Source organism: Streptomyces sp. NPDC090032 (assembly GCF_044748025.1).
Taxonomy (GTDB): Bacteria; Actinomycetota; Actinomycetes; order Streptomycetales; family Streptomycetaceae; genus Streptomyces.
Genome location: NZ_JBIVFF010000003.1, coordinates 345,023 through 365,405, shown reverse-complemented (window position 1 = coordinate 365,405; position 20,383 = coordinate 345,023). Strand labels below are relative to the sequence as shown.

Below are 20,383 nucleotides of genomic sequence, written 5' to 3'. Positions count from 1 at the left end.
ACGGCTACGACCCCTGGAGTCCCGCCCATGCCCGCGATCCCCGCCACCACCGTCGCCAACCTCCGTGACCTCGGCGGGATCCCGCTGTCCGGCGGCCGCACCGTACGGCCGGGCCTCGCCCTGCGGTCCGGGCAGCTCGACCGGCTCGACCCCGGCGCCGATACGGAGTTCGCCGCGCTCGGCATCCGCACGATCGTGGACTTCCGCACGAACGCCGAGCGCGCCTCGCACCCCGATCACGTCCCCGAAGGCGTCCAGGTCCTGGTCGCGGACGCGCTCGCCGACAAGATCGCCCAGACCGGGGCCGCGCCCGCCGCCGCGCAGCTCAAGCACGTCCTGTCCGACCCTGCGCTCGCCGACGAGAAGCTCGGCGGCGGGCGCGCCGAGACACTCTTCGCCGACACCTACCGCTCCCTCGTCTCGACGAAGTCGGCGTGTGCCGCCTACCGCACGCTCCTGACCGAACTGGCCGACCCCGACGCGGGCCCGCTGCTCTTCCACTGCACCGCGGGCAAGGACCGCACCGGCTGGGGCGCGACGGTCGTCCTGACGCTCCTCGGCGCGGACGAGACCGCCCTGGAGGCGGAGTACCTGTCGGTCAACTCGGCGGTACGGGAGGCCTTCGCACCGCTCGTCGAGGGGTTCACCGCGCAGGGCGGCGACCCGGAGATCGCGCTCGCGCTCATCGGCGTACGGGCGTCGTACCTGCACGCCGCGCAGGACGAGGTGGCGGTGCGGTTCGGGGACTTCGAGACGTACGTGCGCGAGGGACTCGGAGTGCCGGACGAGGCCGTGAAACGGATCCGGCAGCGGCTGGTGGCCGGGTGACGCGAGGCTCGTAGAGCTCGTGAGGAACCCCTGTACCGCGTGGGCGCATCCGTGCCAAGGTGACCCGATGAGCAGCGAAGACTGGGAAGCGCGCCTGGCCGCGGCATGGGCGAGCATCGACGACTACGACGAGTCCACCGCGGGCGACTTCCGCGCCGCCATCGACGCGCTCGTCGCCGAGCTGCCGGACGTCAGCCCGGTCGGCCCCTTCGAGCGCGGCAGCGCGTTCGACTCGACGGGCCACTCGGACCGGGCCGTGCCGCTGTACCAGGAGGCCCTGAAGCTCGGCCTGTCCGGCTACCGGGGCCGCCGCGCGAAGATCCAGCTCTCCAGCTCCCTGCGGAACACCGGCCGCCCCGAGGAAGGTGTGGCGCTCCTCACCCCCGAACTCGACGCGCCTTCCGACGAGTTGGACGACGCCGTGCGTGCCACGCTGGCACTGTGCCTGTCCAGCCTGGGCCGGGACCGCGAGGGCCTGTCGCTGGCGCTCGGCGCGCTGGCGCCCCATCTGCCCCGGTACCAGAGGTCGATGGCGAACTACGCCCGCCTGCTGGTCGAACCGGAGCCGGAGCCGGGGTGACACCGTGAAGTGACCATCCGACGATTCGCTCGTTCAGATGAACGTGCAGTCGAAGGTGCAGTCACAGGATGTCGTCCCCCGTCCCGGTCCGGTCGTCGACGTGGAGCAGGCCGAGGCCGCTCTCGTCGAGCACTACCCGCGGCTCGTCCGGCTCGCCTATCTGGTGCTCCCGCCCAGCCTCGGCCGTAACCGCCGGGTGCTCACGGCGCACTCCCTGACCCAGCGCGCCCTGCCGCGCGCCCGCACCTCGGCCGACGCCGCGGCCGTCCCGGCACCCCGCACCGCCGAGGGGCGGGGTGGCGATCCGGGCTACGGCTTCGTACGGCTCAGGGTCCTGCGCACCGCGCTCGACGCGGGCCGCCCGCTGCGGCGCACGGCCTGGCCCCGGCGCTCCCAACTGCCTCCGCTGCTCCCCCAGGTGTGGGGCCTGCGGCTCTTCCCGCGCTCGGGCGGGGCCGATGAACTGGCCCTGGACCAGGGGCTGTCCGCGCTCAGCGGCCCCGGCCGCGCCGCCTTCGTCCTGCGCGGCCTCGAACGGCTCGACGACAGCGCCGTACGGAACATGCTGGCCGCGGCCGGTGCCGAGGACCCGGACGCGGCGCTCGCCGAGGCGGACGGCGTGACCATGCCGGCGGGGAAGGACGCGCTCGCCCTCCTGGAGTCGACGGAGTTCGACCCCTGCTCGCTCCAGGCCAGGCCGCCGGACCTGATGCGGCGCAGGCAGCACGTGAAGGCCGTGATCGCGGCAGCCGCGGCGACGCTGGTGTGCGGGGCGCTGCTCGGCCTGCCGGGCGGCGGCTGGGGCCCCGAGGGGGCCGCGGCGCCCGCGTACGCGCGGAACCCGGCGGGCGTGGCCGCCCTGGATCCCGGCAAGTTGACGAGGGTCCCCGCCACGGCGTGGCAGACGTCGGCCCGCACGGACTTCTCCGTGTGGCCCGCGCGCGGCTCCCTGACCGGCGACCGGCCGCTGCTGCGGCGCGCCCTCGCGGTCTGGGCGCGGCCGGGCGGCTCCGTGCAGGTCTCCGCGACACCGGGCACCCAGGCCGGCGCCCCGCCCGGACCTCCGCAGCTGCTGTACGCGGGCGAGGTCGACCAGGCGCGGATCGTGCTGTTCTACGACGGTCTTCGCATCGTGCGGTACGCGGAGCCGAAGGACGGCACGAGCGGCGCCGCGCTCGACTTCGCGCGGGCGGACGGCGCCACGGGCCCGGAGTCGGGCGCCCTGGTCGTGGACCGGGCCGACGGCAACGTCCGCTATCTGACAGCCCCTTGGGTACGCGCCGCCACCGTACGGAACCTGCTGGATCCGGCGGCGGCGCCGATGCCGCTCGACCGCGCGCCGGACGGCGTGACGGCGCCGTTCGCCAGCCCCGCGCTCGCCCGCGACTGCGCGTCGTGGAACGCGCTCGCCCTGCGGGACGACGCGGGCACCCGGCTCTCCACCGACCTCGGCGAGCTCGTGCCCGCGCATCTCACGGCGGGCCGTCCCGGCGCGCCGCGCGAGGCGGTCGCGGCCGACTGGCAGCACTCGGCGTGCTCCCTCACCTCCGTACGCTCGCACGGCGTGCGCACCGTCAACTCCTGGGCGTACGCGCGTCAGCAGCTCCCCGAGGGCAACGGCGCCGCGGACTGGGCGTGCGCGCGGGCCGACACCTGGCGGGGCGGCGGGGCACGGACGCTGGCCCTGTTCACGGCGCCCGGCGGGACGACGGCGGCGGTCGCCGCGAAGTCGGAGGGGACCCCGGCCTGCGGCAGCCGGGACCCGCTGGTCCTCGCGGGTGTGCTGTGGAAGTCGCGGGGCGGCGCCTGGTACGTGGTGGCCGCCGCGAGCAAGCAGGTCACGTCGATCGCGTCGTCGGGCGGCGCCCGTGCCGCGGACAACGTCCTGGCCGCGCCCACCCGGCACGGAGCCAGGACCAAGCTGACCGGCCGCACGGCGACGGGCCGCGAGGTGAGCGCCCTGCGCTGAACCCCCGGCGCCCCGACGGGAACAGCCGACCGGAGCCCCCGGGACACCCCTTGCTGACACCTCCGTAAAGAAAACGGTGCGCGAGGGGTGTACCCACTCCCTACCCGTCAGTACATTGACGCCATGTCTAATACGCAGAGCCGGGCACCGCGGCCCGTCGCTGACGAGCGCGTCGCGCTCAAGGCACGCAGGGTCTCCTTCTCCTGGGACAGGACTCCGCTGCACTGGATCCCGGACGACCCGTTCACCACGCACACGATCAACGTGCTGCATCTCCTGCTGCCCGCCGGAGAGCGCTGGTTCGTGCACGTCTACAAGCAGGTCCTGCCGTACATCTGCGACGACCGGCTCCGCGAGGACGTGATCGGGTTCATCGGCCAGGAGGCCATGCACTCGCAGGCCCACGACGAGGTGCTGCCGCACCTGAAGGAGCAGGGGCTCGACCCGACCCCGTACACCGCGCAGGTCGACTGGTTCTTCGAGAAGCTGCTCGGTGACCGGACCCTGCCGCCGGGGCGGGCGCGCGAGTGGTGGCTGATGGAGCGGGTCGCGCTCATCGCCGCGATCGAGCACTACACGGCGTTCCTCGGCGACTGGGTGCTGAACGCGGACGAGCTGGACCGCAAGGGCGCGGACCCCACGATGCTGGACCTGCTGCGCTGGCACGGTGCGGAGGAGGTCGAGCACCGCTCGGTCGCCTTCGAGGTGTTCGAGCACGTCGACGGCGGCTACCGGCGCCGGGTGCGGACCTGGGCGCTCGCGTTCTCGGCGCTGATGTTCCTGTGGCAGCGCGGAACGCGCTTCTTCATGGAGAACGACCCGACGGTGCTCGACGGCAAGGCGTCGTTCAAGGAGTTCTACCAGGGCGGGAAGCGGGGCGTCCTGCCCTCCACGGGCGCCATGGTGAAGTCCATCCCGCGCTATCTCAGCCGCTCTTACCACCCCTCCCAGGAGGGCAGCACCGCGCAGGCCGTCGCCTATCTGGCCACCTCCCCCGCCGCGACGGCGGCGGACGCCCGGACCTCGAACGGAGCCGTCTGACCATGCCCCGCCCGATCACCCCCCGGCTGCGTACCGTCCTGCTCGTCACCGGATCCGCCCTGCTCGCGCGCCGCGCCCTGCGCCGCCGCGTCCAGGCGTCCCCGCTGTGGCCGATGCCCGCCCTCGCGGAGCCCGTCTCCGGCCGGCCGCGCGCGCGTGCCCTGCGGCTCCTCGTCACGCGGCACGAGTCCGTCGCCGACGGTGTCGTCCAACTGCGCCTGGAGGGGCGGGACCTGCCCGCCTGGGAGCCGGGCGCGCATCTCGACCTCGTCCTGCCGTCGGGGCTGATCCGGCAGTACTCGCTGTGCGGTGACCCCGAGGACACCTCGTCGTACACCGTGGCGACGCGGCTCGTCGAGGACGGCAGGGGCGGCTCGCGCGAGGTGCACGAGCAGCTCCAGGAGGGGTCGGAGGTCGAGGTGCGCGGCCCGCGCAACCGCTTCCCCCTCACCGCCGGCGCCCCGTCGTACGTGTTCGTCGCGGGCGGCATCGGCATCACGCCGATCCTGCCGATGCTGCGGACCCTCGAAGCCCGTGGCGCGGACTGGCGGCTGCTGTACGCGGGCCGCACGCGCGCGTCGATGCCGTTCCTGGAGGAGGCGGAGAAGCTCGGCGGCGAGCGGGGCAGGGTGCGGGTCGTCGCCGAGGACGAGGACGGACGCCCCGATCTGGCCGCCCTGCTCGCGGACGCGGCGACGGAGACCGCGGTTTACTGCTGCGGGCCCGAGGGGCTGATGGAGGCGGTGGCCGCGGCGCTTCCCGGCCACTGCGAGCTGCATCTGGAACGGTTCGCCCCGCACACGTCGGCCGACGGGAACGGTCCGTTCGAGGTCGAACTGCGCCGCAGCGGCCGTACCGTGCCCGTACCGGCGGGCACTTCGGTGCTCGCGGCGGTGCGCGCCGAGGTGCCGAATGTGTCGTACTCCTGCGAGCAGGGGTTCTGCGGGACGTGCCAACAGCGGGTCCTGGAGGGCGAGATCGACCACAGGGACGAGCTGCTCACGGACTCGGAGCGTGACGACTCGATGCTGATCTGTGTCTCCCGGGCGCGCGGTGAGCGCCTCGTGCTCGACCTGTGACCCACTCGTGCGGACCGGCTCCGCACGGGGCCGGAATCGCTCGGTAGGGTGTTCGTATGACAACCGGGGTGCGCCGCAGGATGGGAGTCGAGGAGCGGCGGCAGCAGTTGATCGGGGTCGCACTCGAACTGTTCAGCCACCGCTCCCCCGACGACGTCTCCATCGACGAGATAGCCGCGGCCGCGGGCATTTCCCGGCCGCTGGTCTACCACTACTTCCCGGGCAAACTCAGCCTGTACGAGGCGGCGTTGAGGCGCGCGGCGGAAGATCTCGCGCAGCGCTTCGTGGAGCCGCACGACGGCCCGCTCGGGGCGCGGCTCGTCCGGGTCATGGGGCGGTTCTTCGACTTCGTGGACGAGCACGGTCCCGGCTTCTCGGCGCTGATGCGCGGCGGGCCCGCCGTCTCCACGGGCGGGGCCTGCTCGATCAGCACGGCGTCGACGACCAACGCGCTCATCGACTCGGTCCGGCAGGCCGCCTACGTCCAGATCCTCGCGCACCTCGGCGTCACCGACCCGCCGCCCCGCCTCGAACTGGTGGTGCGCTCGTGGATCTCGCTCGCCGAGTCGACGGCGCTGCTCTGGCTGGACGGGCGGCGCATCCCGCGTGGCGAGCTGGAGGCGCAGCTCGTGCACGACTTCGCGGCGCTGACCGCGGTGAGCGCCGCGTACGACGAGGAGATGGCGGGGCTGCTGCGCCACATCCTGGCCGACGAACCGGCCGACGGGACGTTCGGCGACCTCATCACCCGGCTTGTCGCGCTCGCGCCCGCTCCCGCCCCTTCGGGATCCTGACTCCATGACGCCGCGACTCACGTTCCGCAGGGCAGCCGACGGACCCGACGACCTCGCCGCGCTCGTCACCCTGTACGACGGGGCGGCCCGCTGGATGGTGCAGCAGGGCATCGACCAGTGGCAGCCCGGCGAGAAGACCGAGGACCACTTCCGCCTCCGGATCAAGGAGGGCGAGGTGTGGTTCGCCGACGACGCGCCTTCTGAAGAGGTCGGCGCGTACGAGCTGTGGTGGGACGACGAGCCCGCGTGGGGTGCCCGGCCGCCCGAGGCCGGCTATGTGCACCGCCTCATGGTGCGCCGCGGCGCCCCGGCCGGTACGGGCCGCGCGCTGCTCGCGCACGCCGAGGAGCGGGTCGCCGCCGCGGGCCGCGCCCTGTGCCGCCTGGACTGCGTGTCGACGAACCCCCGGCTGCGGGCCTACTACGAGAGCGCGGGCTACGCGGTCGTGGGCGAGCAGCCGTTCAAGTCGGGCGCGGGCGGCAGCAAGTACGCGGTGACGCTCATGGAGAAGCGGCTCGGGTGACGCGAACGCCCGGTACGGCAGGGCGTGCCACCCCTGTCGCACCGGGCGCCCGGCCTTTCCTCCGGTCAGCGCGTGAACACCGCCACCGTGCGTGCCGGGACCTGGAACGTTCCCGAACCGGCGTCGTACGAGGCCGACTTCACTACCCGATCGGCGCCCGCCGCCTGCACGGGATGCAGCCGGTACGAGGTGCCCGCGACCGTGCCGACGCGCTGCTCCTGTGTCTTCGGCGTGGCGTTGAAGACGACGACGAGGTCACCGAGGCGCATGGTGATCACCCCGGGTGTCTCGTCCTTGCCGGAGAGCGGGAAGGACAGCTTCTCCTGCACCTGCCCGGCCGTGGCGAGGTCGAATGCCGGCTCCGTGGTGCGGATCTTCAGCAGGCCCCGGTACGCGGACGAGGTCCCCTCGATGTCCGCGCACTTGGCGGCGGGCACCGAGGTCAGCAGGGGGGTGGCGTAGGGCCACTTGTCCTTGTTGTCGGCGGCCGGGGGCAGTCCGCGTCCGAAGCCGTTGCCGTCGCGGCAGTCCCAGTGGATGGCGTTGAACCAGTCGCCGCTGTCGAAGGAGTTGCGGTCGAGGGACTTGGACCGCAGGAGGTCGGTGCCGGCCTGGGACAGCGCGGGTCCCTGCGAGAGCGCGGCCGTCGCGAGGGCGAGGACCTGCATGCGCGAGCGGTCCGCCGGGGCGGTGGCGGCGGGCAGCTTGTAGGTGAGCGCGTCGTAGAGGGACTCGTTGTCGTGGGCGTCGGCGTAGGCGAGGGCGTCGCCCGGCGCGTCGGCGTATCCGGCGGGAGCGCCGTTGTAGTCGACGTCCGCGCCCTTGACCGTGCGGCCGTCGCTGGCGGTGAAGGTGTAGGCCGCGAGGTTCCCCGTCAGGCCGACCTTGATCAGGTCCTGGTAGTGCAGGAGGCGGGCCTTCTGCTCGGCCTCTGTGCCGTTCGCCTTCGAGGAGTTGGGGTCGGTGTAGAGGCCGGAGGCGAAGCCCTGGACGCCGGGGTCGGCGTCGAAGGGGCTGCCGCCGCGCACGGCGTCGCGGGCCCGGTCGGAGAAGGTGGCGATGCCGGTGCCCGCCATGTTCTTCTGCGTGGCCTGCACGAAGCGGGCGTCGTCGGCCACCTCGCCGAAGTTCCAGCCCTCCCCGTAGAGGATGATCTTCTTGCCGTCGACGCCGTCCTTCGCGACGGTGAGCGCGTCGAGGGCCTTCCTGACGGCGAGGATGTTGGCCTTGGGGTGGTGCCCCATCAGGTCGAAGCGGAAGCCGTCGACCTTGTACTCCTTGGCCCAGGTGACGATCGAGTCGACGACGAGCTTGCCCATCATCACGTTCTCGGTGGCCGTGTTCGCGCAGCATGTGGAGGTGGCGACGGAGCCGTCGGCGAGCAGGCGCTGGTAGTAGCCGGGCACGATGCGGTCGAGCACCGACGTCTTCGCCTGGCCGCTCGCGGCCGTGTGGTTGTAGACGACGTCCATGACGACGCGCAGCCCGTCCCCGTTCAGGGACTTGACCATCTGGCGGAACTCGACCGTGCGCGCGGTGCCGTCCGGGTCGGTGGCGTAGGAGCCTTCGGGGACGGTGTAGTGGTACGGGTCGTAGCCCCAGTTGTAGGCGTCCTTGGCGGCGCTCTCGCCGACGCACTCCTGCTGCCGCTCGGAGGCTGCGTCGAAGGAGTTCAAGTCACAGTCCGGGGTGGCCTGTTCGGACTTCTTCTCGGGGATCGTGGCGATGTCGAACGCGGGCAGGAGGTGCACGTACGAGGTGCCGGCCTTCGCCAGTTCACGCAGGTGCTCGCTGCCCTTGCTGTCGCGGTCGGTGAACGCGAGGTAGGTGCCGGGGTGCTTGGCGGTGCGGTCCTCTACGGAGAAGTCGCGGATGTGGAGCTCCTGGATCTGCGCGTCGCGCAGCGGCACGGCCTTCGGCTTCCTCAGCGCCGACCAGCCGGACGGGGCAAGGGACTTCGCATCCAGGTCGACGACGAGACTGCGCTCGGAGTCGGCGGTGAGGGCGGTGGAGTACGGGTCGGTGACCTTGTTCGTGACGACCTTCTGGACGCTGGGCGCCCAGACCTTCACGGAGTACCGGTACGGCTTGCCCTGCCAGGAGCGCGGACCCGTCACGGACCAGACGCCGGTCGCGCCGTCGCGGCGCATGGCGACGGCGCGACCGCCGAGGTCGAGGGCCACGGCCTGAGCGGTGGGCGCCCAGACGGACAGGGTGGCTCCACCCTTCGTGAAGACCGGACCGAGTGACGCCTTGCCGGCCCTGTGCGCGTACAGGTCGTCGAGAACTCCCGCCGTCTGTACGCCCGTTGCGGTGACGAGGGCGCCGTCGGCGATGCGGCGGGTGAGGATCAGCTGGCCCTTGAGGGCGTCGCCGACCCGGTCACGGTCGCGGGGGTCGACGGTGTAGGCGTCGTAATTCTTCAGCTGCGGGAAGCGGGCGAGCTGGGCGTCGGTGAGCCCGCCGGTGGCCTTGTGCAGCCGCAGCCGCCGCCCTTCGCCGCTGAGCGCGCCGTCCTTGACGGTGATGCCGCCGTCGCGGTCGTACACGAGCTGGGCGGACAGGGCCGCCGTGCTGTCGGCGGGCAGGGCGACCGTGTCGCGGTCGATCCACTGCGCCTCGGACTTCGTCAGGTCGAGGTCGGTACTGCTCGCGGAAGCGGCGGCGGGCCGTGCGTCGGACGGGGGTGCGGGCGGGTTCTGTGCGGCGGCCGCCTGGGGCAGGGCCGGGGCGAGGGCCGCACACAGGGCGGCTGCGAGGACGGCCGCTGTTCTTCGCGGCAGGGCGGGGCGTATCACGGGAAACTCCTCGGCGGGTAGGCGGCGGAAGTGACGCGGGGCGCGCGGACAGGGCCGCCCGGCGCGAGCGGGGAGGACGCGCCGGGCGGCCGGAACGGGGGTTACGGATAGGGGGCCGTGGTCCGGGTCAGCAGCCGGACTTGCCGGCGTACAGGGCGAGGGCCGTGTTAGAGGCGAGCGTCGCCGTGAACTGGCCCGAACTGTTCACGCTCACCGCCTTGTTGCTCTGCACGTCGCAGTACGTGCCCGCGGCGAGCGACGTCTGGTAGGTGCGGGTGAGCGCGGACGACTCGTGGTTGATCGCGACGTAGCCCTTGCTGCCGCGGCCGAAGGCGACGGCGTCCGCGCCGTTGTCCCACCAGTCGGTGACGGACTGGCCGCGGGTGGTGTTGCGGAAGGCGACCATGGACTGGATCTCGGGCCAGGCGTGCTGGCACTTCCAGCCGTCCTGCCAACAGGCGTTCACCGTGCCGCCGTTGGGCGGTCCGGCGTCCTTGTCGGTCCATTCGTAGCCGGAGTTGATGTCCGGCGATCCGTAGGGCCAGGCCAGCATGAAGACGTTGGCCAGGGTGTAGTCGGCGCCGTCCTTGTAGTTGAGGGTGTCGCCGCCGCGCTCGGTGTCGTGGTTGTCGACGAAGACGGCGGACTGGCCCGATGCCATGTAGCCCCAGCCCTCGCCGTAGTTCTTCAGGTAGGCGAGGTTCTCGCTCTGGAAGACGCGCTTGAGGTCGCGGGCGTAGCGGAACTCCTGGACATCGCCGGTGCCGAGGTACTCGCTGGGCGAGACGGCCTCACCGGCGCCGTAGATCGCCTCCTGTTTCCAGTAGGCGTTCGGGTTGCTGAGCCGCGACTTGATGTTGGCGAGGTCGGCGGCGGCGATGTGCTTGGCGGCGTCGATCCGGAATCCGTCGACGCCGAGCGAGAGGAGGTCGTTCATGTACGCGGCGATCCGGCCGCGCACGTACTCCTCGCCGGTGTCGAGGTCGGCGAGGCCGACGAGCTCGCACTCCTGGACGTTGAAGCGGTCCTGGTAGTTGCTGATCTGCGCGGTGCAGTTGTCCATGTCGGCGGCGGAGTAGGTGCCGGGGTAGTCGTACTTGGAGTACGCGGAGCCGCCGGTACCGGTCCCGGATCCGGCCGCCATGTGGTTGATCACGGTGTCCGTGACGACCTTGACGCCGGCCGCGTGACAGGTGTCGACCATGTTCTTGAAGGCCGTACGATCCCCGAGCCTGCCCGCGATCTTGTAGCTGACGGGCTGGTACGAGGTCCACCACTGGGAGCCCTGGATGTGTTCCTGGGGCGGCGAGACCTGGACGTATCCGTAGCCCGCGGGGCCGAGCCGGGCGGTGCACTCCTTCGCCACCGAGTCGAACCGCCACTCGAAGAGGACGGCGGTGACGTCCTTGGTGCCGGGCGGGGCCGCCTGGGCCGGCCCGGCGGACCCCAGGCCGGAGCCTATGAGGGTGCCGGCCGCGAGGGCGAGCGCGGCCGCACGCGATCTGATAGCCATGTTTCCTCCTGCACGTCGGTGTGCTGATGAGGTGTCCCTGCCAATCGCAGGGGGCTGTGGGGGGATGCTCTCCCCGGCCGAGCGGGGGCCGGGGAGAGCGGTTCAGAACGTCAGACGGTCCACCACACGGTCGTGTCGGCGGGAACGACCGTGTGACCGTCGCCGTTCTCGATGGCGTCGGCGTTCTCGATGGCGTCGGCGGCCGAGCTGGTCAGCAGGATCCGGCCCGGCACGGCCATGCGCACCGCGGCGCCCGTCGTGTTCGCGACGCACACGAACGCCTCGCCGCCGTGGCCCGGCTCCCGCCGGAACGCGAGCACGCCCTCGGGCGCCTTCAGCCACTCGACGGAGTCACCCGCGCCGAGCGCCGGGTGCTCGCGCCGCACGGCCAGCGCGGAGCGGTACATCTCCAGCGTCGAGCCGGGCACCCCGGTCTGTGCCTCCACGCTCAGCGCGCCCCAGCCCGCGGGCTGCGGCAGCCACGAGCCGCCCGCCCCGAAGCCGTACGAGGGTCCGTCGACGGTCCACGGGATCGGCACCCGGCACCCGTCCCGGAAGCCGTCCTGCCCGGCCGCGCGGAAGAACGAGGGGTCCTGGCGCACCTCGTCCGGCAGGTCGACGACGTCGGGCAGGCCGAGCTCCTCGCCCTGGTATACGTACGCGGAACCGGGGAGCGCCAGCATGAGCAGGGTCGCGGCGCGGGCGCGGCGCAGGCCGAGGGCCGGGTCCGCGGCGACGCGCTGCTGGGTGCCGAGGCCGGGCGGGTTGGCGTAGCGCGTGGTGTGCCGGGTGACGTCGTGGTTGGACAGGACCCAGGTGGCGGGGGCGCCGACCGGGCGCATCGAGTCCAGCGAGCGGTCGATGATGTCGCGCAGCTCGACCGCGTCCCAATAGGACGACAGGTACTGGAAGTTGAAGGCCTGGTGCAGTTCGTCGGGGCGTACGTAGTTCGCGGTGCGCTCGACGGTCGGGGTCCACGCCTCGGCGACGAAGATCCGCTCGCCGGCGTACTCGTCGAGGATCAGGCGCCACGCGCGGTAGATGTCGTGCACGCCGTCCTGGTCGAAGAACGGCATGACGTCGTTGCCGAGCAGCTTCAGCTGTTCGTGGGCGCCGAGGTCAGGCAGGCCCGCGGCCTTGACGAGGCCGTGCGCGACATCGATGCGGAAGCCGTCGACGCCCATGTCGAGCCAGAACCGCAGGATGGAGCGGAACTCGTCGCCGACGGCGGGGTGTTCCCAGTTGAGGTCGGGCTGCTCGGGCGCGAACAGGTGGAGGTACCACTCGCCGTCGGCGACGCGGGTCCAGGCGGGGCCGCCGAAGATGGACTCCCAGTCGTTGGGCGGCAGTTCGCCGTCCGCGCCCTTGCCCTCCCGGAAGTGGTAGCGCTCGCGCAGCGGCGATCCGGGCCCCTCGGCGAGGGCCCGCCTGAACCACTCGTGCTGGTCGGACGAGTGGTTGGGCACGAGGTCGACGATGACGCGCAGGCCGAGTCCGTGGGCGTCGCGGATCACGGCGTCCGCGTCGAGGAGGGAGCCGAACATCCGGTCCACGGCGCGGTAGTCGGCGACGTCGTAGCCGGCGTCCGCCTGTGGGGACGCGTAGAACGGGCTGAGCCACACCGCGTCCACCCCGAGGTCTCTGAGGTGCGGCAGCCGGGCGCGGATGCCTTCGAGGTCACCCATACCGTCGGCGTTGCTGTCGGCGAAGCTGCGCGGATAGACCTGGTAGATCACCGCGTCGCGCCACCAGCCGGTGGACGCCTGCGCGGGAACGGAGGTCGGGGCGGAGGCCGCGCCGGCCTGCGCCGTGTCGGCAGTGTGCTGACTCATGGTGTCCTTGCTGCGTCAGGGGTTTGCGTACATACGGAGGGGGGCGGGGCTCAGCCCTTGGTGCCGCCCGCCGTGAGGCCGGTGACCAGGTTCCTCTGGACAAGGTAGAAGAACGCGGACACCGGAATGGCGATCAACACCGCGGTCGCCGCCATGTAGTTCCACTGCGCGTCGTGCTCGCTGACGAAGCTGCGCAGACCCACGGCGAACGTGTACTTCTCGTCGTCGAGCATGAACGTGGAGGCGAAGGCGACTTCGCCGAACGCGGTGATGAAGCTGTAGAACGCGGCGACCGCGAGGCCCGGCTTGGCCAGCGGGACGATGAGGCGCGCGAAGGTGCCGAACGGCGAGAGTCCGTCGATGCGGCCGGCCTCGTCGATCTCGTACGGGATGGTGTCGAAGTAGCCCTTGAGGAGCCACGCGCAGTACGGGACGGCGGTCGAGCAGTACACGAGGATGAGGCCGCCGTAGGTGTCGATCAGGCCGAGGTCACCGAGGATCTCGTACATCGGCACGATCAGGACGGCGATCGGGAAGGCCTGCGTGAGCAGCAGGACCCACATCAGCTTGCGGTAGCCGGGGAAGCGCATGCGCGAGACGGCGTAGCCGGTGGTGGCGGCGAACAGGACGCCGACGACCGTCGTGCCCAGGGACACGATCAGCGTGGACTGGAGCCACTTGAAGAAGTTGGTGTGCTCCAGGACGAACGAGTAGTTCGAGAAGGTCGCCTTGTCGAGGATGCGCCCGGGGTGGAGGTAGTCGTCCTTGTCCGGGCCGAGCGACAGATAGACCAGCCAGGCGATCGGGAACAGGGCTATCAGGCTCGCGACGCTCAGGACGCCGTGCGACAGGAAGGTCGCGAGGCGGCTGCGCTCGCCGCGCCGGCGCATCCGGCGCGGGCGGACGGCTTCGGTGACCGGCTGCGCGCCGGTCGCCGGGGTGTCGACGGTCGTGGTGCTCATGGGGGCGGCTCCTGCGGCGTCAGGCGAGCTGCTCATTGCGGTTCAGCCAGCGGTAGTAGAAGGACGTGAAGACGGCGAGGAGCGACAGGAGCAGCACGCCGTACGCGGCGGACTGGGCGTAGTCGCGCGGCTGTTGGCCGAAGCCCAGGTAGTAGGCCCAGGTGACGAGGATCTGGGCGTCGGGCGCGGTGTTGCCGAACAGCAGGAAGATGACGTTGAACTGGTTGAACGTCCAGATGACGCCGAGCAGTACGACGGTGGAGCTGACCGACCGCAGGCCGGGCAGTGTGACGTTCCAGAAGCGCTGCCAGGGGCTCGCGCCGTCCATCTCGGCGGCCTCGTAGAGCACCGGGTCGATCGACTGGAGGCCGCCGAGCAGCGACACCATCATGAACGGCACGCCGCACCAGGTGTTGACCAGGACTGCGGCCGAGCGCTGGAAGAAGGTGTCCTCCAGCCACTGCGGCTGCGGCAGATGCAGCGAACCGAGCACGGAGTTGATGATCCCGGAGTCGGACAGCATGATCCGCCACGAGAACACGGTGACGAACGTCGGCACGGCCCACGGCAGGATGAGCAGCAGCCGGTAGAAGGTGCGCCCGCGCATCTTCTGGTTGAGGAGCATCGCGAGGCCGAGCCCGATGACGTAGTGCAGGGCGACGCAGAGCGCCGTCCACACGATCGTCCAGATGAAGTGCGACCAGAAGCGGTCGTAGGAGGTCGGGCCCCACAGGATGTCGGCGTAGTTGTCGAGCCCGATGAACCGGTACGTGGCGTCGATGTGGTTGACGCCGATCGTGCGCGCCGAGTTGAGACTGTCGGCGTCGGTGAGCGTCAGGTAGAAGCCGCGCACCAGGGGATAGATCACGAGGACCCCGAGCACGACGACGACCGGCGCGATCATCGCGTACGCGTACCAGTGCTTCTGGTACGAGCGCCGCAGGCGCTTGAGCGGGCCGGGGCGCGGCGCGCGGCCGCCGCGCGTCTTGGCGGCCGTGCTGTCGACGGCGACTGTCATGGTTCGGCACCTTCTGGGGATCGGCTGCTCAGTGCGTGCGGCGCGGCGCCGCCGGTTCCGCCCGCCCCCTCGCGGGCGGAACCGGCGGCAGCCGTCAGGACGGGGTCACTTGCTGAAGTCGGGGACCAGCTTCGCGAACGAGGTCCGCGCGTTGCCGATGCCCTTGTCCAGGGAGTCCTTGCCGGTGGCGACCTTGGGCCACTCGGTGTCGAGCGGGGCCCACAGCGAGCTGTACTCGGGCAGTTCGGGGCGCGGCTGGGCGCTGGTGAGGACCTTCTGGAAGCCGGCGATGCCCGGGTCGGTGACGACCTTCGTGGTGTACGCGTCCTGGCGCGTGGGCAGCGTCGAGTTCTTGAGGGCGATCTGCTCCTGCGTCTTCGCGGAGGTCATCCACTTCACGAACTTGAGCGAGGCGTCCTGGTGGGCCTTGTCCGAGCCGGCGTAGACCGAGAGGTTGTGGCCGCCGGTGGGGGCGCCCGCCTTGCCGGTGGAGCCGGCCGGGACGGTCGCGATGCCCAGGTTCTCCTTGTCCTTGAACGCGGAGCCCTTGTAGAAGTTGGTGATCTCCCACGGACCCTGGATGATCGCGGCGACCTTGCCGTTCACGAACGCGTCCTGGATGTGGGCGTACGCGTCGGCGGTGGCGTCGGCCTTGTGCAGGCCCTTGCCGTCGAAGAGGCCCTGCCAGGCGGTGAGGCCCTTCTTGGCCTCGGGCGAACCGATGGTGATCTTCTTCGCGGTGGCGTCGACGGTGTCACTGCCCTCGCCGTACAGGAACGGCATGGAGTAGTAGCCCTGCGTGGAGCCCCAGTAGCCGTCGACGCCCGTCTTCGACTTGATCTTGGCGGCGTCGGCCTTCAGGTCGGCCCAGTTCGCGGGCGGCAGGTCGATGCCGGCCTTCTTGAAGAGGGCCTTGTTGTAGACGAGCGCCAGGGTGTCGGTGACCAGCGGCGTGCCGTACGTCTTGCCGTCGAACTGGGCCTGCTTGATCAGGCTCGGCTGGAACTTGTCCTTCTCGGCGAGGGCCTCGGTGCCGTCGAGCGGCAGGAGGTAGCTCTTCTTCGCGAAGGCCGGCGTCCAGCCGACCTCGGCGCGCAGCACGTCGGGGGCACCCTTGGCGCCCGCGGCGGTGTCGAACTTGTTCTGCGCCTGGTCGAAGGGGACGTTGACGTACTTGACCTTGATGCCGGAGTTCGCCTTCTCGAACTCCTTGACCAGGGCCTGGTACGTCGGTGCCTCGTTGGTGGCGTTCGACGTGTCCCACCACGTGATGGTGACGGGGCCCGACGCCTTGTCGCTGCCGCTGTCGCTTGTGCCGCAGGCCGTCGCCGCGAGGGCGAGGGACGCCACCAGCGCGGTGGCCGCTATGCCACGCCGCATGAGATCTCCTTGAGGGTGAAAGCCCGAAGTGGTGGGAGACGGTCCCGCCCGTACCCCTTGCCGACTCGCCGACCGCACCGTTGCCGCCGCCGGGCGACGTGAACGTAACAGCGTTGCAAGCACGGCGAAAGACCTTGCAGAAAAATATTGCAAGGAGATCCAGCCGGTTATCGGTCTGTGACCTGCGCTCCGGTGCGTGCGGGGACCTTGCCGGGCCTGACAGGCCATGGATGCCTTGTGCAAGAATCTGCAAGCTCTTGCTACACCGGGCCGGCGCGGGGATCATCGAGACCCCATGGGCCCCACGCGAGCCACATGCCAGTCACACGAGGGAGCGCCATGACGCAGCAGTCCGCAGCGGGCCGTTCAACTGCCCGCCCGCGGCGACCGGTTGACGGTGGGCAGTCCGGCGCGCGGCCGGTACAGTCCCATCCCGTGACCGCGCGACTGGCCGACATCGCAGCGCAGGCGGGGGTCAGCGAGGCGACGGTCAGCCGGGTGCTCAACGGCAAGCCGGGGGTGGCCGCGGCCACCCGCCAGTCCGTGCTTGCCGCGCTCGACGTCCTCGGCTACGAGCGGCCCGTGCGGCTGCGCCAGCGCTCCGCCGGACTGGTCGGCCTGATCACGCCGGAGCTGGAGAACCCCATATTCCCGGCGCTCGCCCAGGTCATCGGCCAGGCCCTGACGCGCCAGGGCTACACCCCGGTCCTCGCCACCCAGACCCCCGGGGGCTCCACCGAGGACGAGCTCACGGAGATGCTCGTCGACCGGGGCGTCTCCGGCATCATCTTCGTCTCCGGACTGCACGCCGACACCTCGGCGGACATGCAGCGCTACGAGCAGCTGCGCGCGCAGGGCGTGCCGTTCGTGCTGGTCGACGGCTTCTCGCCGAGGGTGCAGGCACCTTTCATCTCGCCGGACGACCGGGCCGCGATGCAGCTCGCCGTCACCCACCTCGTCTCGCTGGGGCACACCCGCATCGGACTCGCCCTCGGCCCCAAGCGGTTCGTGCCGGTCCAGCGGAAGATCGAGGGCTTCGTACGCACGATGCAGGACCTCCTGCCCCTGTCCGCCGAGGAGATCGAGCGCGATCTGGTGCAGCACTCGCTGTACACACTGGAGGGCGGGCAGGCGGCGGCCACGGCGCTCATCGACCGCGGCTGCACGGCGGTCGTGTGCGCCAGCGACATGATGGCCCTCGGCGCCATAAGGGCGGCGCGGCAGCGGGGCCTCGACGTCCCCTCCGACATCTCGGTCGTCGGTTTCGACGACTCCCCGCTGATCGCCTTCACGGACCCGCCCCTGACCACCGTGCGCAAGCCGGTCCCGGCGATGGGCCAGGCCGCCGTCCGCACGCTCCTGGAGGAGATCGGCGGAACGCCCGCACCGCACAGCGAATTCGTCTTCATGCCCGAACTGGTGGTCCGCGGTTCAACCGCTTCGGCGCCCGGGGAACGTGTGGCGCGCCCCTAGGTATCGCCCCGGCCGCGTCCCTAGGTAACGGGTCGTCCGCAGGGTGTAGGGCATGCGCGGATGACCCACCCGAGGGATGATCGGACGCGGGGGCGGTATCTGGCAGACTCTGTCTCTATGGGTGAATCGACCGTGACGACACTGGAAGGCCAACAGGGGCCCGCCGCATCACCCATGGCGGACGACCGCCGCGGTGGGCGGGGACTCCTCGGCCGCATGCGCGCACCGCGTCGTCCCAGACTCTGGTTCGAGATACTGCTGATCGCGGTGAGTTACTGGACGTACTCCCTGATCCGCAACGCCGTTCCGGAGCAGCGCGCGAAGGCTCTGAGCAACGCCGACTGGATCTGGCGGACGGAGCACCATCTGTCCATCGCCATCGAGCAGAGCATCAACCACGCCGTGAATTCGGTGACATGGCTCATCGTCGGCATGAACTACTACTACGCGACACTGCACTTCATCGTCACGCTCGGTGTGCTCGTGTGGCTGTTCCGCCGCCATCCGGGCCGCTACGCGGCGGCCCGGCTCACGCTCTTCGCGACGACGGCGGTCGCCCTGGTCGGCTACTACCTGTTCCCGCTCGCCCCGCCCCGCCTGATGAACGGCTCGCACTTCGTCGACACCGTCATGGTCCACCACACCTGGGGCTCGATGGCGTCCGGCGACCTGAAGCACATGTCGAACCAGTACGCGGCGATGCCGTCCATGCACATCGGCTGGTCACTGTGGTGCGGCCTGACGATCTTCGCCCTCGCCTCGGCGCCGTGGGCGCGGGTCCTCGGACTCCTGTACCCGGCACTGACGCTGGTCGTCATCGTCTCGACCGCGAACCACTTCTGGCTGGACGCGGTGGGCGGCATGACCTGCCTCGCGTTCGGCTTCGGGCTGGCGCGGGTCTGGTACGGGGCGCTGCCCCACACCATGCCGCGCCTCGTGCCCGCGCCCGCCACGTCCGGCGTCAGGCCCCCCGGTACGTGACGTGACCGCCGACCGCCGTCAGACGGACCGGCGCCTCTGCCACCTCGTCGGCCGGCGCGTCCACCGGGTCGAGGCCGAACGCCGTGAGGTCGGCCCGCAGGCCGGGGGCGATACGCCCGGCGTCCTCACCGGCGGCGCGCGCCGCGTGTGACGTGCAGCCCTCCAGCGCCATGAGCCCCGTCAGCCCCTGCCCGGGACCCGCCGCGCCCTCCGGCACCCGGGCCATGGACAGGACCCGGCGCACGTCGTAGTGCGCGATCGGCCAGTCCGAGCCCAGGGCCAGTACGGCGCCCGCGTCCCGCAGGTCCCTGATGCGCCAGGCGCGCGAGGCCCGTTCCCTGCCGAGCCGCTTCGACCACTCGTCGCCCTGGTCACTGCGGGTGTACGCGGTGTGCGGCGGCTGCATCGACGCGGCGACGCCCAGGGCGGCGAACCGCGGGATCGTGTCGTCGGGCACCGTCTCGATGTGCTCGATGCGGTGCACGCCCCGGCCGCTCTCGCCCAGGGACTCGACGGTGTCCAGGACGTGCCGGACGGCCGCGTCCCCGATCGCGTGGGTCGCGGTGCCGACGCCCGCCGCGTGCAGGTACCGCACGGCGTCCGCGTACGCCTTCGGGTCCGGCCAGAACGCGTCGGTGCCCTGGCCGTGGCAGTCGGCGTGCTCCAGCCACGCGGTGCCGCCCTCGACGGTGCCGTCCATGAAGAACTTGACCCCGCCGACCCGCCAGTGCCGCCCGGCCTCGCGCTGGACGGCGATCAGCTCGTCCAGGCCGGCCTTGTCCACGCCCGGCATGCACCAGGGCGCGAGCCGCAGCCGCAGTGGCAGCACGGCCTCCTCCTCGACGGAGGCCAGCAGCTGCGGTACGTCGCCGTGCCCGAGGTCCATGACGTGGGCGCCGGTCAGGCCCGTGGCGGCCATGTCGGAGAGCAGCGCGAGCAGCCCGGCGCGGCGCTCGGCGAACGAGGGCCTCGGGATGACGGCGAGCATCAGGTCCATCGCGGCGTGCTCGACGAGGTGCCCGGTCGGGCGCCCGTCCGCGTCACACACGATCTCCGCGCGCTGGACGAACTCGCGCGGCCCGGTGATCCCGGCCGCCGCCAGTGCGGCCCCGCTGGCCAGCGCCGAGTGCCCGTCGTAGAGGCGGACGAAGGCGGGTGCCCCGTCGAGTACGTCCTCGATCAGTGCGCGGTCGACGAGGCGGCCGCCGAAGGCGTTGTGGTCGAGGCCCCAGGCGACGATCCAGCCGTCGACGCGGGGCGCCGCGCGCAGGGCCGCCCGCAGCTCGTCCAGGTTCCGTACGCCGGACAGGTCCGCGCCGGTCGCCATCTCCAGGCCCCACACCGGGTGGCTGTGCGCGTCGACGAGGCCGGGCACGAGGGTCGCCCCCGTGAGGTCGACGCGCTCGGTGTCCGGTCCGCTCCAGTCGCGTACGACGTCCTCGGTGGCGCCCACGGCGGCGATCAGGCCGTCGCGGACGGCCACGGCGGTCGCCTCGGGGTGCGCGGGGTCGAGGGTGCGGACGCGGGCGCCGGTGAGGAGGAGGTCGGCTGCGGGCATGGGGGTGAACTCCGTTCGGGGTGGGGCTGTGTTCCGTAGGGGCGGGCGCAGGGG

General features: G+C 71.6%; 16 protein-coding genes. 9 read left to right on the top strand and 7 right to left on the bottom strand.

All coding sequences use genetic code 11. The features are described from left to right. Positions 1-27 precede the first annotated feature (27 nt). The 7 genes from ACIPWY_RS08705 (at position 28) to ACIPWY_RS08675 (ending at position 6,814) form a co-directional block, all read left to right on the top strand. A complete protein-coding gene (locus ACIPWY_RS08705; protein ID WP_362899850.1) occupies positions 28-828 on the top strand; it encodes a tyrosine-protein phosphatase in 801 nt (266 codons plus the stop codon). Between the two features lie 67 nt (positions 829-895). Further along, positions 896-1,408 carry a tetratricopeptide repeat protein gene (locus tag ACIPWY_RS08700; protein ID WP_393698359.1) on the top strand — a complete coding sequence of 171 codons (513 nt, stop codon included), beginning with the start codon at positions 896-898 and terminating at the stop codon, positions 1,406-1,408. 37 nt (positions 1,409-1,445) lie between these two features. Beyond that, positions 1,446-3,377 carry a hypothetical protein gene (locus ACIPWY_RS08695; protein WP_393698357.1) on the top strand — a complete coding sequence of 644 codons (1,932 nt, stop codon included), beginning with the start codon at positions 1,446-1,448 and terminating at the stop codon, positions 3,375-3,377. Between the two features lie 123 nt (positions 3,378-3,500). Then, a complete protein-coding gene (locus ACIPWY_RS08690) occupies positions 3,501-4,418 on the top strand; it encodes a metal-dependent hydrolase (RefSeq protein ID WP_393698355.1) in 918 nt (305 codons plus the stop codon). A 2-nt stretch (positions 4,419-4,420) separates the two neighbouring features. Then, positions 4,421-5,497, top strand: a complete 1,077-nt coding sequence (locus ACIPWY_RS08685; RefSeq protein ID WP_393698353.1) for a PDR/VanB family oxidoreductase — start codon at positions 4,421-4,423, stop codon at positions 5,495-5,497. Between the two features lie 56 nt (positions 5,498-5,553). Next, positions 5,554-6,291: a TetR/AcrR family transcriptional regulator gene (locus tag ACIPWY_RS08680; protein WP_362899840.1), complete on the top strand. Its 738-nt coding sequence runs from the start codon at positions 5,554-5,556 to the stop codon at positions 6,289-6,291. Positions 6,292-6,295: 4 nt separating this feature from the next. Beyond that, complete coding sequence (locus ACIPWY_RS08675) at positions 6,296-6,814, top strand: GNAT family N-acetyltransferase (protein WP_393698351.1); 519 nt, start codon at positions 6,296-6,298, stop codon at positions 6,812-6,814. A gap of 65 nt (positions 6,815-6,879) precedes the next feature. On the opposite strand, the gene pulA is transcribed toward ACIPWY_RS08675, so the two are convergent. The 6 genes from pulA to ACIPWY_RS08645 all read right to left on the bottom strand — a co-directional run bounded on the left by pulA (position 6,880) and on the right by ACIPWY_RS08645 (position 16,317). Beyond that, positions 6,880-9,597, bottom strand: a complete 2,718-nt coding sequence (gene pulA / locus ACIPWY_RS08670; RefSeq protein WP_393698991.1) for a pullulanase-type alpha-1,6-glucosidase — start codon at positions 9,595-9,597, stop codon at positions 6,880-6,882. A gap of 142 nt (positions 9,598-9,739) precedes the next feature. Then, positions 9,740-11,125, bottom strand: coding sequence for an alpha-amylase family protein (locus ACIPWY_RS08665; RefSeq protein WP_362899835.1), 1,386 nt, complete (start codon positions 11,123-11,125; stop codon positions 9,740-9,742). A gap of 110 nt (positions 11,126-11,235) precedes the next feature. Then, positions 11,236-12,957 carry a glycoside hydrolase family 13 protein gene (locus ACIPWY_RS08660; RefSeq protein WP_393698349.1) on the bottom strand — a complete coding sequence of 574 codons (1,722 nt, stop codon included), beginning with the start codon at positions 12,955-12,957 and terminating at the stop codon, positions 11,236-11,238. Between the two features lie 50 nt (positions 12,958-13,007). After that, complete coding sequence (locus tag ACIPWY_RS08655) at positions 13,008-13,919, bottom strand: ABC transporter permease subunit (RefSeq protein ID WP_362899832.1); 912 nt, start codon at positions 13,917-13,919, stop codon at positions 13,008-13,010. Positions 13,920-13,938: 19 nt separating this feature from the next. After that, on the bottom strand, positions 13,939-14,937 hold the full coding sequence (locus ACIPWY_RS08650) for a sugar ABC transporter permease (RefSeq protein WP_362899830.1): 999 nt from the start codon (positions 14,935-14,937) through the stop codon (positions 13,939-13,941). A 105-nt stretch (positions 14,938-15,042) separates the two neighbouring features. Then, entirely contained in the window at positions 15,043-16,317 is a 1,275-nt protein-coding gene (locus ACIPWY_RS08645) for an extracellular solute-binding protein (protein WP_362899828.1), read from the bottom strand. A 435-nt stretch (positions 16,318-16,752) separates the two neighbouring features. On the opposite strand from ACIPWY_RS08645, the gene ACIPWY_RS08640 reads away from it, so the two are divergent. Then, positions 16,753-17,790: a LacI family DNA-binding transcriptional regulator gene (locus tag ACIPWY_RS08640; protein ID WP_362899826.1), complete on the top strand. Its 1,038-nt coding sequence runs from the start codon at positions 16,753-16,755 to the stop codon at positions 17,788-17,790. A 117-nt stretch (positions 17,791-17,907) separates the two neighbouring features. Continuing rightward, positions 17,908-18,771: a phosphatase PAP2 family protein gene (locus tag ACIPWY_RS08635; RefSeq protein WP_393698345.1), complete on the top strand. Its 864-nt coding sequence runs from the start codon at positions 17,908-17,910 to the stop codon at positions 18,769-18,771. Here the strand turns inward: ACIPWY_RS08635 and ACIPWY_RS08630 are convergent. Beyond that, entirely contained in the window at positions 18,752-20,329 is a 1,578-nt protein-coding gene (locus tag ACIPWY_RS08630; protein WP_393698343.1) for an amidohydrolase, read from the bottom strand. The genes ACIPWY_RS08635 and ACIPWY_RS08630 overlap by 20 nt on opposite strands. Positions 20,330-20,383 lie beyond the last annotated feature (54 nt).

Coding starts and splice junctions, on each gene's coding strand:
- ACIPWY_RS08700 (WP_393698359.1), top strand. CDS start 896: ATGAGCAGCGAAGACTGGGAAGCGCGCCTGGCCGCGGCATGGGCGAGC.
- ACIPWY_RS08655 (WP_362899832.1), bottom strand. CDS start 13,919: ATGAGCACCACGACCGTCGACACCCCGGCGACCGGCGCGCAGCCGGTC.
- ACIPWY_RS08680 (WP_362899840.1), top strand. CDS start 5,554: ATGACAACCGGGGTGCGCCGCAGGATGGGAGTCGAGGAGCGGCGGCAG.
- ACIPWY_RS08635 (WP_393698345.1), top strand. CDS start 17,908: ATGGGTGAATCGACCGTGACGACACTGGAAGGCCAACAGGGGCCCGCC.
- ACIPWY_RS08660 (WP_393698349.1), bottom strand. CDS start 12,957: ATGAGTCAGCACACTGCCGACACGGCGCAGGCCGGCGCGGCCTCCGCC.
- ACIPWY_RS08645 (WP_362899828.1), bottom strand. CDS start 16,317: ATGCGGCGTGGCATAGCGGCCACCGCGCTGGTGGCGTCCCTCGCCCTC.
- ACIPWY_RS08685 (WP_393698353.1), top strand. CDS start 4,421: ATGCCCCGCCCGATCACCCCCCGGCTGCGTACCGTCCTGCTCGTCACC.
- ACIPWY_RS08675 (WP_393698351.1), top strand. CDS start 6,296: ATGACGCCGCGACTCACGTTCCGCAGGGCAGCCGACGGACCCGACGAC.
- ACIPWY_RS08665 (WP_362899835.1), bottom strand. CDS start 11,125: ATGGCTATCAGATCGCGTGCGGCCGCGCTCGCCCTCGCGGCCGGCACC.
- ACIPWY_RS08705 (WP_362899850.1), top strand. CDS start 28: ATGCCCGCGATCCCCGCCACCACCGTCGCCAACCTCCGTGACCTCGGC.
- ACIPWY_RS08630 (WP_393698343.1), bottom strand. CDS start 20,329: ATGCCCGCAGCCGACCTCCTCCTCACCGGCGCCCGCGTCCGCACCCTC.
- ACIPWY_RS08650 (WP_362899830.1), bottom strand. CDS start 14,937: ATGACAGTCGCCGTCGACAGCACGGCCGCCAAGACGCGCGGCGGCCGC.
- ACIPWY_RS08690 (WP_393698355.1), top strand. CDS start 3,501: ATGTCTAATACGCAGAGCCGGGCACCGCGGCCCGTCGCTGACGAGCGC.
- ACIPWY_RS08695 (WP_393698357.1), top strand. CDS start 1,446: ATGAACGTGCAGTCGAAGGTGCAGTCACAGGATGTCGTCCCCCGTCCC.